Annotated in this window: 12 protein-coding genes; 8 read left to right on the top strand and 4 right to left on the bottom strand. The window is 70.4% G+C overall.

Features of this window, described 5'->3' with window-relative positions; translation table 11 throughout:
* The first annotated feature begins 95 nt into the window (after nt 1-95).
* From glmU to WG921_RS05560, 7 genes are all read left to right on the top strand, one after another.
* Entirely contained in the window at nt 96-1,463 is a 1,368-nt protein-coding gene (glmU, locus tag WG921_RS05590; protein ID WP_413788567.1) for a bifunctional UDP-N-acetylglucosamine diphosphorylase/glucosamine-1-phosphate N-acetyltransferase GlmU, read from the top strand.
* A complete protein-coding gene (gene glmS, locus WG921_RS05585) occupies nt 1,463-3,286 on the top strand; it encodes a glutamine--fructose-6-phosphate transaminase (isomerizing) (protein WP_340108230.1) in 1,824 nt (607 codons plus the stop codon). The genes glmU and glmS overlap by 1 nt, the downstream gene beginning before the upstream one ends.
* Nucleotides 3,287-3,344: 58 nt before the next feature.
* Entirely contained in the window at nt 3,345-3,857 is a 513-nt protein-coding gene (locus WG921_RS05580) for a hypothetical protein (protein ID WP_340108229.1), read from the top strand.
* A 115-nt stretch (nt 3,858-3,972) separates the two neighbouring features.
* Complete coding sequence (locus WG921_RS05575) at nt 3,973-4,431, top strand: universal stress protein (RefSeq protein ID WP_340108228.1); 459 nt, start codon at nt 3,973-3,975, stop codon at nt 4,429-4,431.
* Nucleotides 4,432-4,505: 74 nt separating this feature from the next.
* Nucleotides 4,506-5,063: a NifU family protein gene (locus WG921_RS05570; protein ID WP_340108227.1), complete on the top strand. Its 558-nt coding sequence runs from the start codon at nt 4,506-4,508 to the stop codon at nt 5,061-5,063.
* 8 nt (nt 5,064-5,071) lie between these two features.
* The gene (gene tsaB, locus WG921_RS05565; protein ID WP_340108226.1) at nt 5,072-5,722 is read left to right on the top strand and encodes a tRNA (adenosine(37)-N6)-threonylcarbamoyltransferase complex dimerization subunit type 1 TsaB; all 651 of its coding nucleotides are present in this window, start codon (nt 5,072-5,074) and stop codon (nt 5,720-5,722) included.
* Nucleotides 5,719-6,177 (top strand): GNAT family N-acetyltransferase, encoded by a 459-nt coding sequence (locus WG921_RS05560; RefSeq protein ID WP_340108225.1) that lies wholly within the window; start codon nt 5,719-5,721, stop codon nt 6,175-6,177. The genes tsaB and WG921_RS05560 overlap by 4 nt, the downstream gene beginning before the upstream one ends.
* A gap of 9 nt (nt 6,178-6,186) precedes the next feature.
* Here the strand turns inward: WG921_RS05560 and WG921_RS05555 are convergent, their stop codons facing one another.
* Genes WG921_RS05555 through WG921_RS05540 form a run of 4 tightly spaced genes read right to left on the bottom strand, consistent with a single transcriptional unit; the run spans nt 6,187 to nt 13,020 of the window.
* On the bottom strand, nt 6,187-8,286 hold the full coding sequence (locus WG921_RS05555; RefSeq protein ID WP_340108224.1) for a glutamine amidotransferase: 2,100 nt from the start codon (nt 8,284-8,286) through the stop codon (nt 6,187-6,189).
* Nucleotides 8,283-11,084, bottom strand: coding sequence for a DUF4159 domain-containing protein (locus WG921_RS05550; protein ID WP_340108223.1), 2,802 nt, complete (start codon nt 11,082-11,084; stop codon nt 8,283-8,285). Before WG921_RS05550 ends, WG921_RS05555 begins: the two co-directional genes overlap by 4 nt.
* Nucleotides 11,081-12,007, bottom strand: coding sequence for a DUF58 domain-containing protein (locus WG921_RS05545; protein ID WP_340108222.1), 927 nt, complete (start codon nt 12,005-12,007; stop codon nt 11,081-11,083). The genes WG921_RS05550 and WG921_RS05545 overlap by 4 nt, the downstream gene beginning before the upstream one ends.
* On the bottom strand, nt 12,007-13,020 hold the full coding sequence (locus WG921_RS05540) for an AAA family ATPase (protein ID WP_340108221.1): 1,014 nt from the start codon (nt 13,018-13,020) through the stop codon (nt 12,007-12,009). Before WG921_RS05540 ends, WG921_RS05545 begins: the two co-directional genes overlap by 1 nt.
* Before the next feature lie 113 nt (nt 13,021-13,133).
* Here WG921_RS05540 and WG921_RS05535 point away from each other — a divergent pair, with 113 nt between their 5' ends.
* Nucleotides 13,134-13,730: a DUF1285 domain-containing protein gene (locus WG921_RS05535; protein WP_340108220.1), complete on the top strand. Its 597-nt coding sequence runs from the start codon at nt 13,134-13,136 to the stop codon at nt 13,728-13,730.
* Nucleotides 13,731-13,784: the final 54 nt, after the last annotated feature.

Raw genomic sequence — 13,784 nt, 5'->3', positions numbered from 1 at the left:
CACGGCCCGGGCTTTTCCGGGCCGAGAGCTGGGCGATCGCCCCTACACGGCACTTCCCGCGCCCTCGAAAGACGGGTAAGGACCGGCGTATGAACATGCCGCTCGCACCCGCCGCCGCCATCATCCTCGCCGCCGGCGAAGGTTCGCGGATGAAATCCGCGATTCCAAAGCCCCTGCACGCCATTGGCGGGCTCCCGCTTCTCGTTCATGCGATCCGCGCCGCGGAGACGCTGGCGCCGGCGAGGGTGACCGTGGTGACAGGCGCCGGCGGCGACGAGGTGGCGAAGGCCGCGCGCGCCGCCCGTCCCGATATCGAGATCGTCGAACAGGCGGAGCGCCTCGGGACCGGCCATGCCGTGCTTTCGGCGCGCGGCGCGCTCGCGGCGCATGATGGCGACGCGGTCGTGCTCTACGCCGACACCCCCTTCATACGGGAGGACACGCTCAAGGCGATGCGCGCCCGCCGCGCCGCGGGGGCGGATATCGTCGTGCTCGGGTTTCGCGCCGCCAGGCCGGGCGGTTACGGCCGGCTGGTGATAGAGGGCGACACGCTTTTGTCGATCGTAGAGGCGCAAGACGCGACGCCGGCCGAGCTCGAGATCGACCTTTGCAATTCGGGCGTCGTGATGATGGACGCCGGCCGCCTCCTCTCCTTGCTGGGCGAGATCGGCAACGACAACGCAAAGGGCGAATACTACCTCACCGATATCGTCGCCATCGCGCGAGACCGCGGCCTCGCCGCCGCCGTGGTGGAGTGCGACGAGGGCGAGACGCTCGGCGTCAACTCCCGCGGGGATCTCGCCGAAGCCGAAGCCGCATGGCAACGCCGCGCACGCGCCGCGGCCATGGAGGCCGGCGTGACGCTGATCGCGCCGGAGACGGTCTTTTTCAGCCACGACACGCGGCTCGGCCGCGATGTGACGGTGGAGCCCAACGTCGTTTTCGGCCCGGGCGTCACTGTCGCGGATGGGGCCGTGATCCGCGCATTCTGCCATCTCGAGAGCTGCGCCGTCGCTGAAGGCGCGATGATCGGGCCCTTCGCGCGGCTTCGGCCCGGCGCCGACATCGGGGCGAACGCCCGGATCGGCAATTTCGTCGAGGTGAAGAACGCCCGTTTCGACGCCGGCGCGAAGGCCAATCATCTCGCCTATATCGGAGACGCCAGCGTCGGCGCCGGCGCGAATATCGGCGCCGGCGCGATCACCTGCAATTATGACGGCGTCCTGAAACACCGGACCGAGATCGGGGAGCGCGCCTTCATCGGCACCAACGCCTCGCTCGTCGCGCCGGTCAACGTGGGCGCGGGCGCCTATGTGGCCTCCGGCGCCGTGGTGACGGCCGACGTGCCGGCCGACGCGCTCGCCATCGCACGCGCGCCGCAGGTGCTGAAACTCGGATTCGCCGCCCGATTCCGGTCGAAATTGCAGGCGAAGAAAGCGATGAAAAACAAGGAGCGCGGCTGATGTGCGGTATTATCGGCATCGTCGGGAAATCGGAGGTGGCGCCAGCCATCATTGCGGCGCTGCACCGGCTCGAATATCGAGGCTATGACAGCGCCGGCATCGCGACCGTCGCCGATGGGGCTCTCCACCGGCGCCGCGCGGTCGGCAAGCTCGCCGCGCTCACGGCGGAGGTGGACGCGAGGCCGATCTCCGGCCGGATCGGCATCGGCCACACCCGCTGGGCGACGCACGGCGCGCCGACCCTCGCCAACGCGCACCCGCATCAGGCGGACCGCGTCTCCGTCGTTCATAACGGCATCATCGAGAACCACCGCGCGCTCCGCGAAGAACTGACCGCCGCCGGCCGGAATTTCGCGACCGGGACCGACACGGAAACCATCGTCCAGCTTTGCGCGCATCTGATGCAGGGCGGGCTCGGCCCCGAAGAGGCCGCCGTGGCGACGCTGTCCCGTCTCGAAGGCGCGTTCGCGCTCTGCTTTCTCTTCGAGGCCGAAGACGACCTGATCGTCGTCGCGCGCCGCGGCTCTCCGCTGGCCATCGGTTATGGGGATGGAGAGATGTTCGTGGGCTCGGACGCGCTCACGCTCGCGCCGCTGACCAATCGGATCGCCTATCTCGAAGAGGGAGATCGGGCCGCCATCAGCCGCAGCGGCGCGGTCATCCATGACGCCGCCGGCGCGCGGACCGAGCGGCCGATCCGCACCATCTCGGTCGAAAACGTTCTCTCCGACAAGGGCGAGTATCGCCATTTCATGGCCAAGGAGATCCACGAACAGCCGACCGTCGCCGGCTACGCCGTCGCCGCCTATGTCGACGCTGCGCGGCGGCGCGTGACATCGCCCGCGGAGGCGGTGGACTTCGCGGCGCTCGACCGGTTGATCCTCGTCGCCTGCGGCACGGCCTATTACGCCTGCCACGTCGCGAAATACTGGTTCGAGGGGATCGCCCGCATTCCGGTCGAAATCGATATCGCCTCCGAGTTCCGCTACCGGGCGCCGCCGCTCAGCCAGCGAGAGGCGGCGATTTTCGTGAGCCAGTCCGGCGAGACGGCGGATACGTTCGCGGCGCTCACCTATGCGGCCGACAAGGTGAAAACCACACTCTCGGTGGTCAACGCGCCCGAAAGCTCGATCGCGCGCGCCTCCGATATCGTTCTGCCGATTCGGGCCGGCGTCGAGATCGGCGTGGCCTCGACCAAGGCCTTCATCTGCCAGCTCATCACCCTCGGCGCGACCGCGATTCTGGCCGCGCGCCAGCGGGGCGCGATCGACGCCGCGGAAGAGGCCAGACTTTGCGACCTCCTCGCCGAGATCCCGCGCCGGATCGCCGAAGCGCTCGTGCTGGAGGACGAAATCGCGGCGGTCGCCCATGATATCGCGAGCGCGCGCGACGTGCTCTATCTGGGGCGCGGCTCGATGTATCCGCTCGCGCTCGAAGGCGCGCTGAAACTGAAGGAGTTGAGCTACATCCACGCCGAAGGCTACGCCTCGGGCGAGATGAAGCACGGCCCGATCGCTCTGATCGACGATTCGGTGCCCGTGGTGGTCATGGCGCCGACCGACGCCGTCTTTGAAAAGACCGTGTCCAACATGCACGAGGTGATGGCGCGCGGCGGCAGGATCGCTCTGATCACCGACGCGAGCGGGGCCGCTTTGGCCGGCGCGGACGCATGGCGCCAGGTGGTGCTGCCCCAGATCGACCCCTTCATCGCTCCGATCGTCTACGCGGTTCCGGCGCAGCTTCTCGCCTATCACGCCGCGCTCGCGAGAGGGACGGATGTGGATCAGCCGCGAAACCTCGCCAAATCGGTAACTGTGGAGTAATGTCCTCCCGAGCATATAGGCGGGAACCGGCGCAACGTCGCCGGAAGAGGGTGATGGCATGAGCATTTTTCGGCGCGGCTCCGCTGCGATTCTCGCAGGTCTGTTCGCGATTCTGGCGCTGGCGGCCTGCTCATCGGTGAAAAAAACCGCGAGCGGCCCGACCCCCTACGACAAGACCGTGGTGGATGATTGTTACACGGTCGACCTTTTCACCGTCGCCAAGGTCGAAAAGCCCGCCGCGGACGTCCCGAGCGAATGGGCCGGCTATTCCGGCAAATGGGGCAGCGCCGCGTGGGACGGAAAATGGTGCCATGACCTTTACGTCCTGAAGATCGCCGCCAGCGGCGAGGTCGAGGTGATGGATCTTCACGCCCCGTACGAACCCTGGGCGAAGCCGGCCACCGCCTTCCGCCGCAAGGGCTGGATCTCCAAGGATGGGCGCCTCCGTGTTTCACATGGCCGCGTCGTCTCCGAGTACTGGCTTGAAAACGGCCGGCTCTATGGCGTCCGCAAGGAAGGAAATGGCGAATTGCGCATCGCCATGCAGCCGCGGGTGAATTCGCGGCTTTGATCGGCGCCTGACTCGCCTGGCCGGTGGTGGGCGGTCCTGCCGCAACCCGAAACGGTTGCAGCGGCTCCTCGTTTCCATCATCCTGATCCGCCTGAGAACAACGCGGAGCCCGCATTTGCGAAAATTCATGATCGTGATCGACGACACGCCGGAGTGCACGAATGCGCTCCGCTTCGCGGCGCGCCGCGCCGCCAAGACCGGCGGCGGCGTCGTGATGCTCTATGTGATTCGTCCCGAGGAGTTTCAGCACTGGATCGGCGTGGCGGAAGTGATGCGCGCCGAAGCCCGCGAAGTGGCGGAGGAGCGGCTGACCAATCTCGCCGAAGAGGTGAAGGCCCTCTCGGGCGTCTTGCCGGAATTCGTCATCCGGGAAGGCGACCCGCGCGACGAGGTCATCACCTATATCAAGGAGGATCCGGAGATCGGCGTGCTCGTTCTCGGCGCCAGCGTCAGCGGCGACGGACCCGGGCCCCTGGTCTCCGCCCTCGCCGGGCGCATGGCGGGCGCTCTGCCGGTGCCTGTCACCGTGGTTCCCGGCTCCATGTCCCTGGAGCGGATCGACGCGGTCTGCTGACGCCACTTTAGACTCATTCTTGATTTTGGCCGGGCGAGGGTCCACATCTGCCTCTCCAGCTCAGGAGAGGCACGATGTTCATCCAGACCGAATCGACCCCGAATCCGGCGACTTTGAAGTTCCTGCCGGGGCAGACGGTTCTCGCCGCGGGTTCCGCCGATTTCCCCACCGAAGCGAGCGCCGGCGTCTCGCCCCTGGCGAAGCGGCTTTTCGCGATCGGCGGCGTCGAGGGCGTCTTCCTCGGCCCGGATTTCATCACCGTCACCAAGGATGATCAGGACTGGGCGCACCTGAAGCCCGCCATCCTCGGCGCCATCATGGAGCATTTCACCTCCGGCCAGCCGGTCATGGAGACCGATGCGCGCGCCGACCACGCCGCGCATGACGGGGCCGACGACGCCGTCGTCGGCCAGATCAAGGAATTGCTCGACACGCGCGTGCGCCCCGCGGTGGCGCAGGATGGCGGCGACATCACGTTTCACGGCTTTGATTCAGCCGGCGTCGTCTATCTTCACATGCGCGGCTCCTGCGCCGGATGCCCATCCTCGACGATGACGCTGAAGATGGGGATCGAAAATCTTCTCAAACACTACATCCCCGAAGTGACCTCCGTTCAGGCGATCGAGGCCTGATCCGCGCCTTGCCGCTCACACTCGTCATCGACACGGCGGCCGGGCGCTGCGCGGCCGCGCTCTTCGATGGGGAGCGGGCGCTGGGCGTCCATGATGAGCCGTTGGCGAAGGGGCACGCGGAGCGGCTCTTCCCGATGATCGGCGAATGTCTCGCCTCCGCCGGGCGCGGCTACGCGGAGATCGGCCTCATCGCAGTCTGCACCGGCCCCGGCAATTTCACCGGCGCGCGGATCGGCGTCGCGGCGGCGCGCGGGCTCGCGCTCTCCACCGGCGCGGCGGCGGTCGGCGTCGACCGCTTCGAGGCGCTGGCGGACGGGCGCGACGGCGTCGTCTGCGTCGCGCTTTCCGGGCGCGGCGGCGCGCTCCATCTCGCGCGGTTCGAAGACGGCGCCCCCACGCGGGAGGCGGAGACCCTGCAGCCGGAGGCGGGCGCCGCCTTTGCGGAAGGCGCGCTCGTGATCGGCGGCGGCGCGGCGGCGCTCGGCGCCGCCCTCGGAGCGATCCGGATCGGCGACATGACCGACGACGCGCCGCTCGTTGCCTTCGCGCGGGTCGCCGCCCGAAAGGCGTTGAGCGGCGCGCCCCGCCCGGCGCCGCGCTATCTCCGCCCCGCCAACGCGGCGCCCGCACGCGGCGCGGCGCCTCAAATTCTTCCGTGAACGCCCCCGTCGGCGTCCGCCGCGTTTTTCAACCGGCGGCGGACCGGCTCGCCCGCCTCGCCCGGCTTCACGCAGCCGCCTTCGCCCCCCATGGAAGAGGCTGGACCGCGGCGGAAATCGCGAGCCTCGCCGAGAACGGACCATTGATCGCGGCCGATGACGACAGCGGCTTCGCGCTCCTCTCCCTGGCGGCGGACGAGGCCGAGTTGCTCGCCATCGCCGTCGCGCCCTCTCGCCAGCGCGCCGGTCTCGGCGCCGCCCTGCTCGATTCAGCGCTTCTCGAGGCCGCGACATGCGGCGCGGCGATCATGCATCTGGAGGTCGCCGCCGACAACGCGGGCGCCATGGCGCTCTATCTCGGCCGGGGCTTCACGAAGAGCGGCGACCGGCCGCGCTATTACGCGCGCGCCGGAGGGCGGCGCATCGACGCTCTCCTGTTGGCACGGGCGCTCTGAGACGGGCGCTCACCGCCCCTCGATCCGCCAGGCGCCGACCATCAGCCCCGCGGCCAGGACGAGCATCAGCCAGCCGGGAGCGAGCGGGGTCAGCCGGACATCCTCCACCGCGTAGGCGCCGCGCCGGGCCAGACCGACCCAGCCGCGGCCCGCGGCGGCCCGGCCCTCGCGCACCCGGCGAATGGCCGGCGCGCCGTCCTCCAGCCAGACCATTCCGCCCCGCGTTTTCATCGCCAGCGGCGCCAGGAGATCGGTCATCGCCACCGCCCGTTCGAATTCGATCGGTGAAGGCGGCCCGACCGCGGCGAGCGCGCTGAGGACGCCGTCGCTGAGACGATGAAGCCCCTGCTCCTCCGCCGCGAACACGGCCCGCCATCGGCCCGGCCCGGCGGCGGCGAAGCGCGCCTCCGTCCGGGCGCCGGAAGGCGCGACGATCTCCAGCCTCTCCGGCGGCGCCTCGGCGACGGAGCGGCGCGTCACCGTCAGGCGCGCGCCCTCGGCCGCGACCGACAGCGCCTCCTCCTCCAGCTCCGGCTCCTTCATCAGCCAGTGAGCCAGCCGGCGCAGAAGCTCCGCCTGCGGGCCACCGCCTTCGTAACCGCGCGACCAGAGCCATGCGTGATCGGAGGCGAGGACCGCGACCCGCCCTTCGCCGACATGATCGAGCACGAGAAGCGGCTTCTCGCCCACCCCGGTCATCAGCACTTCGCCCGAGCGCCGCTCCACCTCGACCTGACGCAGCCAGCGGCCCCAGCGCGGCTCCCCTCCTCCCGCCCCGCCGTCGAACTGATCGAGGTCCGCGGTGACGGGATGGCGCGCGCCGGTCTCGCTGATCCGCGGCGTGTAAGGCGCCTCGATCACGGCCGATGTCGGCGTGACCGGCAGGATATCGGCCAATGGCGTCCGATAGAGGCTTTCGACCCCCGCGAACCATGGCCCGGCCGCGATCAGCACCGCGCCGCCGTCGCGCACATAACGCGCGATGTTGGCGATATAGGCCGAAGGCAGAACCCCGCGCCGCCGGTATCGGTCGAAAATGATCAGATCGAACTCGTCGACCTTCTCCAGGAACAGCTCCCGCGTCGGAAACGCGATGAGAGAGAGTTCGAAAACCGGGGTGCCGTCCTGCTTGGTGGGGGGGCGGAGGATGGTGAAATGCACCAGATCGACCGAAGGGTCCGCTTTCAACAGGTTTCGCCATGTCCGCTCGCCGGCGTGAGGCTCCCCGGACACGAGCAGAACGCGGAGCCGATCCCGCACGCCGTTCACCGTGAACGCCGCGCGATTGTTTCGCAGCGTGATCTCGCCCTCCGTCGGCGCCAGCGCCAGTTCGACCACATTGGCGCCGCCATGGCCGATCTCGACCTCCAGGGTCGCCTCCCTCCCCGGCCGGACCTCCGCCGCGCCGACCGTCTCGCCATCGACGGCGATGGAGACCCGCGCCGGGCCAAGCCCTTTCAGCAGCGCCGGCGGGCCGCTCTCCTCGACCGAGAACCGGAACGCCGCCCGCTCGCCGACGACGCCGAACGCGGGCGCGGCCGCAACCGTCAACCGCCGGTCGAATTCATGCCGGGCGCCGGTGATCAGGCCATGAATCGGCGCCGGAAAGTCAGGCGTCGCCTCGACGTCGTGAATCTCGCCGTCGGTGATCAGGATCGCGCCGGCGATGCGGTCCGCGGGAACCTCGGCCGCCGCGGCGTTGAGCGCGGTCAGAAGCCGCGTTCCCGGATCTCCGACCGGGCCGCCCTCGTTCCGGACCCGTATGGTGCGGCTCTCGATCGGGGCCTCCGGGTCGCCGGCGGCCAGCGCTTCGAGCGACGCCCGCACATCGGCCTCGGCCGCCTGCGCCTCCGCCCGCCGGTCGCCGATGGTCTGGCTCTCGGTCTCGTCCACCACGACGAATGCGATGTCCGAGAGCGCGCGACGCGTCTCCCGCACCAACGCCGGATTCGCGAGCGCGAGCAAAAGCACGGCGAACCCGAGCGCGCGCAGCCCCCAGGCCGGCGAGCGCAGCCAGCCGGCGAAGGCGCAAAGCGCAAGCGCCGCCGCAGCCGCCGCCGCGATGAGCGGCGCCGGCGCCAGCGGATCGAAAACCAGAGCCGCGTTCAATTTCCCAGCCTTTCAAGCAGCGCGGGCACATGAACCTGATCCGATTTGTAGTTCCCGGTCAGCGCGTACATCACCAGATTGACCCCGAAGCGAAACGCCGTCTCACGCTGGCGAAACCCGTCGCCAGATCCGACGGGGGCGAGAAAATCGCCATCCTCGCCGATGGCCCAGGCCGCCGCCCAGTCCGCCGAGCCGATCACGAGCGGCGAGACGCCGTCGTTCGGATCGGAGATCAGCCGCCCGGGCGCCTCCCCTCCCGGCGCGTCGCGCGGCGCCTCCAGCCAGACGGCGCCCCCGGCCCAGCGGCCGGGAAAGCGGTCCAGGAGATAGAATGTCCGGGTGAGGACGTGATCCTCCGAGACCGGCGCCAGAGGCGGCAGATCGAGCGCGCCGACCAGCCGCCGGAGCGCCGCCGAATTCGGCCCGGCGGCGGAGCCCGCGCGCGCCAGATGCGCGTCCCGCGTGTCGAAGACGATCATCCCGCCATGGCGCATATATGCGTTGAGCCGTTTCGCGGCCTCGTCGGACGGGGTCGCCTGCGCCTCCCCGATCGGCCAGTAGAGGAGGGGAAAGAAGACCAGCTCGTCCCGCTCCAGATCGACGCCCATCGGCTCCGCCGGCTCCACCGCGGTTCGCGCCGCGAGAACCCGGCTCAAGCCGCGGAGGCCCGCCTCGGACATCCGATCGAGCCGCGCGTCGCCGGTCACAACCCAGGCGAGCACGGTCTGGTTCGCCGCCGCCAGCGCGCGCGCGGCGCCGCGCTCGTCCGCGTCGCCCGGCGTCGGCGCCGCGAAGACCGCCAGAACCGCCGCCGCCGCCAGAGCGCGGGTGAGCCGGGGCCGCCGCCCTGAAAGCCAGAGCGCGGCGAGAAGATCCAGCGCGAAAAGAAGGATCGCGGCCCCGAGCAGCCAGCGCGCCAGAGGGCGCTCCCCCCGCTCGCCGAGGATCTCAAGCGCGGCCGAGCCGGGCGCCGGCGGCGCGAGCGTCGGCGGCGTCGGTTCAGGGAAGAGATTGTAGGCGACCCGCGCCGTCTCGCCCGCGTAGATCCCCGGCGGCGCGTCCGGCCCGGCGGGCGCGCCGAGGCGGCCGGCGGGAACCGGCGCGAGGTCGCCCGCGGAGGCCGCGACATGGCCGAAGCCATCCAGAGCGGCCACCTGGCGCATCGGCGTATCGGCCGGCGGCGCTTCGCCCGCCCCGCCCCCGCCGGAAAGCGCGATCAGCCGGCGCAGCATATCCACGAACAGGCCCGAAAGCGGCAGCGACGACCATTCGGCGTTCGCCGTCACATGGAACAGAACGACCCGCCCGGCCCCAAAGGGCGCGGCCGTGACAAGCGGCGTGCCGTCCTCCAGCGTCGCCCATGTCTTCGCGGCCAGGTCCGGGCCCAGCCGGGCGAGGATCTGGCGCGAGACCGTCACCTCCTTCGGCGCGACGAGCCCATGAAACGGGCTTTCCCGGGTGAAATCCCTCACCTTTTGCGGCGCGCTCCAGGCCATTGTTCCGCCAATGGCCCGCCCGCCGTTGCGAAGCCTCACCGGCAAGAGCGGATCGTCGGGCGCCATGGCGTCAGCGGCCGGATCCGTCCCGCGCGCGAGACGGGGCCCCGCGAAGCGCACCAGAAGCCCACCGGCCTCGACCCAGGGCTCGAGCGCGGCGCGCTCCGCCGGCGCGAGGCGCCCGATATCCGCGAGGAAGATCGCATCGGGGTTGCCCTCGATCAGCGTCCCGACATCCCCCTCGATCAGGCTCGCGTTCGTCTCCAGCGCCGTGCGAAGATAATGAAGCGATGAGACGAGCCTCAATCCGTCATCGTCCGCGTCTCCGGTGGCGAGGCCGACCCGGCGGCGCCGGACGCTCTCATCCGTGAGCGCGACCGCGCCGGCGCTCTCCTCGCCGATCAGCGCGACGCGGGTGATCTGGTTCCGAAGTTCAAGCGGCAAGTCGATCTCGACATCATGCGCCGCCTCCCCCTCATCGAACGCAGCCTCGAGCGAGGCGAGACGGCGCTCGCCCGGCTCCGCGCCGGGCGCCCGGCCGAAAACGCCGACCCGAACCGCCCCGCCGGCGTCGGTCGCCGCGCGGAGCGCGGTGACGATCAGCCGGCCATCCACCAGCCGCGGCGCCGAGAGCGCCAGCGCCGGCGCGGCGGCATGAACGATCCGCAGCGCGCCGAGGCTGGCGAGCGCCTGCTCGAACGCGCCCGCATCGCCATGGTCCAACCCGTCGGTGATATGAATGGCCTCCACCCCGGCCGGGGGCGTCAGCCCGGCGAAGGCCTCGGCGTATGCGGCCCTGAGCGGCGCCCAGGGCGCCGGAGACAGTTCCTCGAGAACGCCGCGCCATTCCCCGGCCGGGCGCAGGTTCAGCCGGAAATCGGGCGGAACCGGCGCCGAGAGGACATGGAGGGAGACCGGCCGTTCCGCCCGCTCCGCCCTGGTCAGCGCCGCGAGCGCCGCTTCGCGCCGCGCCTCCCAGTCCGGGGCGCTGGCCCAGCCCCCGTCAAGCGCGAGGATCACCGGCCCGGCGCCGGCCAGCCGCTCCCGCGGGTTCAGCACCGGGTCCGCGAAGGCGAGGATCACGGCCGCCGCGATGACCATCCGGAGCAGAAGAAGCCACCAGGGCGTCCGGTCCGGCGTCTTTTCCGGGTCCTCGAGCCCGAGCAGCAACCGCACGCCGGGAAAGGCCAGCCGGGCGGGCGACGGCGGCGTGGCGCGAAGAAGCAGCCAGAGCGCCGGCAGCGCGGCGAGCGCCGCGAGCAGCCACGGGTTCAGGAAAGCCAGCGCGCCGAGAGTGATCATGAGCGCCGCCCCGCCGCGAGGGTCGCGTGGAGCCAGAGCAGGGCCTTTCGCGGGCTCTCATCGGTCCGGTGGATCAGGCCTCGCCAGCCGCATCTGCGCGCCGTCAACTCCAGATCGCGGCGGCGCGCCGCCAGACGCTCCTTGTAGGCCGCCTGCAGGCCGCGCGCGCGATCGGTCTCGAACCTCACGCCGCGGCCCATCGATTCGAAGACGAGCCTGCCGTCGAAGGGGAATGTCTCCTCCGCCCGGTCGACGATCTGGACATAGGCGCCGGAGACGCCCGCATCCGCCGCGCGCGAGAGCCCCGAGAAGATCGCTTCGCGCGGGCCCATGAAATCCGAAAGAAACACCGCCCGGCCGCCGCGCGCCAGATCGGACCGGGGCGGCGCGCCGAAATCCGGCCGATCCTCGCGCGTTCGCGTCAGGACCGCGCCCATCCGCACGAGCTGCGCCTCTCCGCTTGCGGGGCGGGCGGCGTCGCCGCCAAGAAGGCTCACCCGTTCGCCGCCGCGGATCAGAAGGACGCCGAGCGCCATCGTCAGAAGCGCCGCGCGCTCCGCTTTCGTGCGGACGGCCCGGCTCGAACGAAAATCCATGGCCAGCGCGTCATCGCTCCAGATCGAGACGGTCTGCGCCGCCTCCCACTCCATCTCGCGGACGAACATCTGCTCCGAACGGGCGGAGCGCCGCCAATCGACGGCCTGATGCGGATCTCCGGGCTCCGCCGCACGAAATTGCCAGAAGGCCTCTCCCGGCCCGGCCCGGCGGCGGCCATGGACCCCCGGCGCGACCGACGCCGCGAGCCGCTCCGCCTCGACCAGGAGAGCCGGAAGCGCGCCCGAGGTCCGTTCCGCGTCGCGCCGGAGCCAGCCGCCGCCGATCCGCTCCACCGGCGGCCGCGCGGGTCCGGGCGCGAGAGCCATCAGGCCGCCGCTTCCGCGCCCGCGCCCAGCGCGCGCGCGGCCAGCGCGTCGACCACCCGCTCGAGGCTTTCGCCTTCGGCGCGCGCGGCGAAGGTCAGCGCCATCCGGTGGATCAGCGCCGGCCGCGCGAGCGCGAGCACATCGTCGATATCGGGGGCGAGCCGGCCATCCATCAACGCCCGCGCCCGCGTCGCCAGCATCAGCGCCTGCGCGGCGCGCGGCCCCGGGCCCCAGTTCACCGATCGATCGATGAAATCATAGGTCTCCGGCCCGCCAGGCCTGGCCGATCTGACCAATCTGAGGATCGCGTCCATGACGCTTTCTCCGACAGGCATGCGCCGGACCAGCCGCTGCGCGGCGATGAGCTCGGGGCCGGTGAACACCGGGCGCGCCTCGCGCTCCTCGGCCATCGTCGTCGCGATCAGGATTTCGCGCTCGGCGGCGAGCGTCGGGAACGCCACGTCGATCTGCAGGAGAAACCGGTCGAGCTGCGCTTCAGGCAGCGGATAGGTCCCTTCCTGCTCGATCGGGTTCTGCGTCGCCAACACATGGAAAGGCGGCGCGAGATCCCGGCGCCGCCCGGCGATGGTGACGAATTTCTCCTGCATCGCCTGCAGAAGCGCCGATTGCGTCCGGGGCGAGGCCCGGTTGATCTCGTCCGCCATCAGGAGCTGGCAGAATATCGGCCCTTCGATGAAGCGGAAACTCCGCGCGCCGCTCTCCGCCTGCTCGAGCACCTCCGCGCCCAGAATATCCGCCGGCATCAGATCCGGGGTGAACTGGATCCGCTTCGAATCCAGCCCCATCACCACGCCCAGCGTCTCGACCAGCCGCGTCTTGGCGAGACCCGGAGCGCCGACCAGAAGCGCGTGCCCGCCCGAGAGCAGCGCGTTCAGCGCCAGATCGACGACGTCGGCCTGGCCGATCACCCGCCCGGCGATCTCCGCCTGCGCCAGGCGGAGCTTGTCGCCAATGGTCTCGATTTCGCCGAGTATGTCGGTCTCCGCGCTCATTCGCGCCCTCCCTGATCGGATACGCCCGGACTGGCGCAGGCGGCCCATCCTGTGCAGCCTTCCCCATGACCCTATATGGTGTAGAAGGAAAATCGAGTCACCTGGATGTAAAAATGACGGTAGACGCCACGACGCCAGCCCCTGACGATCTCGCCAAGACCCTCGCGGCGGCGGCGAAAGGCGGCAAGAAGGGGCCGCCGCCGGTTCATCTCTGGAACCCGCCTTTCTGCGGCGATCTCGACATCAGGATCGCGCGGAACGGCCAGTGGTTCTATCTCGGCTCGCCGATCGGGCGGCTCCCTCTGGTGAAACTGTTCGCCTCCGTCCTGAGAAAGGACGGGGAGAAGTATTTTCTCGTCACCCCGGTCGAGAAGATCGGCATCACTGTGGAGGACGCGCCCTTCGTCGCCGTCGACTTCACCGTCTCCGGCGACGGGCGCGACCAGGATCTGACCTTCATCACCAATCTGGACGACGAGGCGCTGGCCGGCCCCGACCATCCAATCCGCGTCGAGCGGGATCCTCAGACCGGCGAGCCTTCGCCCTATGTCCACATCCGCGCCGACCTGGAGGCGCTGATCGACCGGAAGAGCTACTATCGGCTCGTCGAGGCGGGATCGGTCGAGGAGGTGAACGGCGAGCGGCTCTTCGGCGTGCGTTCGGCCGGGGTCTTCTTCCCGTTCTGCCCGGCGGCGGAGCTGGGGCTTTGACCGTCCTGGACCCCTCGTCGCCGCCCGGCGGTCCCGAGCGGCGTGAGCGCGTGA

This window comes from Paludibacillus litoralis (genome assembly GCF_037646705.1).
Lineage (GTDB): Bacteria > Pseudomonadota > Alphaproteobacteria > Rhodobacterales > Rhodobacteraceae > Pikeienuella > Pikeienuella litoralis.
The sequence above is the reverse complement of the archived record's forward strand: the minus strand, read 5'-3'. Positions and strand labels throughout refer to the sequence as shown.

Coding starts and splice junctions, on each gene's coding strand:
- glmU (WP_413788567.1), top strand. CDS start 96: ATGCCGCTCGCACCCGCCGCCGCCATCATCCTCGCCGCCGGCGAAGGT.
- glmS (WP_340108230.1), top strand. CDS start 1,463: ATGTGCGGTATTATCGGCATCGTCGGGAAATCGGAGGTGGCGCCAGCC.
- WG921_RS05580 (WP_340108229.1), top strand. CDS start 3,345: ATGAGCATTTTTCGGCGCGGCTCCGCTGCGATTCTCGCAGGTCTGTTC.
- WG921_RS05570 (WP_340108227.1), top strand. CDS start 4,506: ATGTTCATCCAGACCGAATCGACCCCGAATCCGGCGACTTTGAAGTTC.
- WG921_RS05550 (WP_340108223.1), bottom strand. CDS start 11,084: ATGATCACTCTCGGCGCGCTGGCTTTCCTGAACCCGTGGCTGCTCGCG.
- WG921_RS05545 (WP_340108222.1), bottom strand. CDS start 12,007: ATGGCTCTCGCGCCCGGACCCGCGCGGCCGCCGGTGGAGCGGATCGGC.
- WG921_RS05540 (WP_340108221.1), bottom strand. CDS start 13,020: ATGAGCGCGGAGACCGACATACTCGGCGAAATCGAGACCATTGGCGAC.
- WG921_RS05535 (WP_340108220.1), top strand. CDS start 13,134: ATGACGGTAGACGCCACGACGCCAGCCCCTGACGATCTCGCCAAGACC.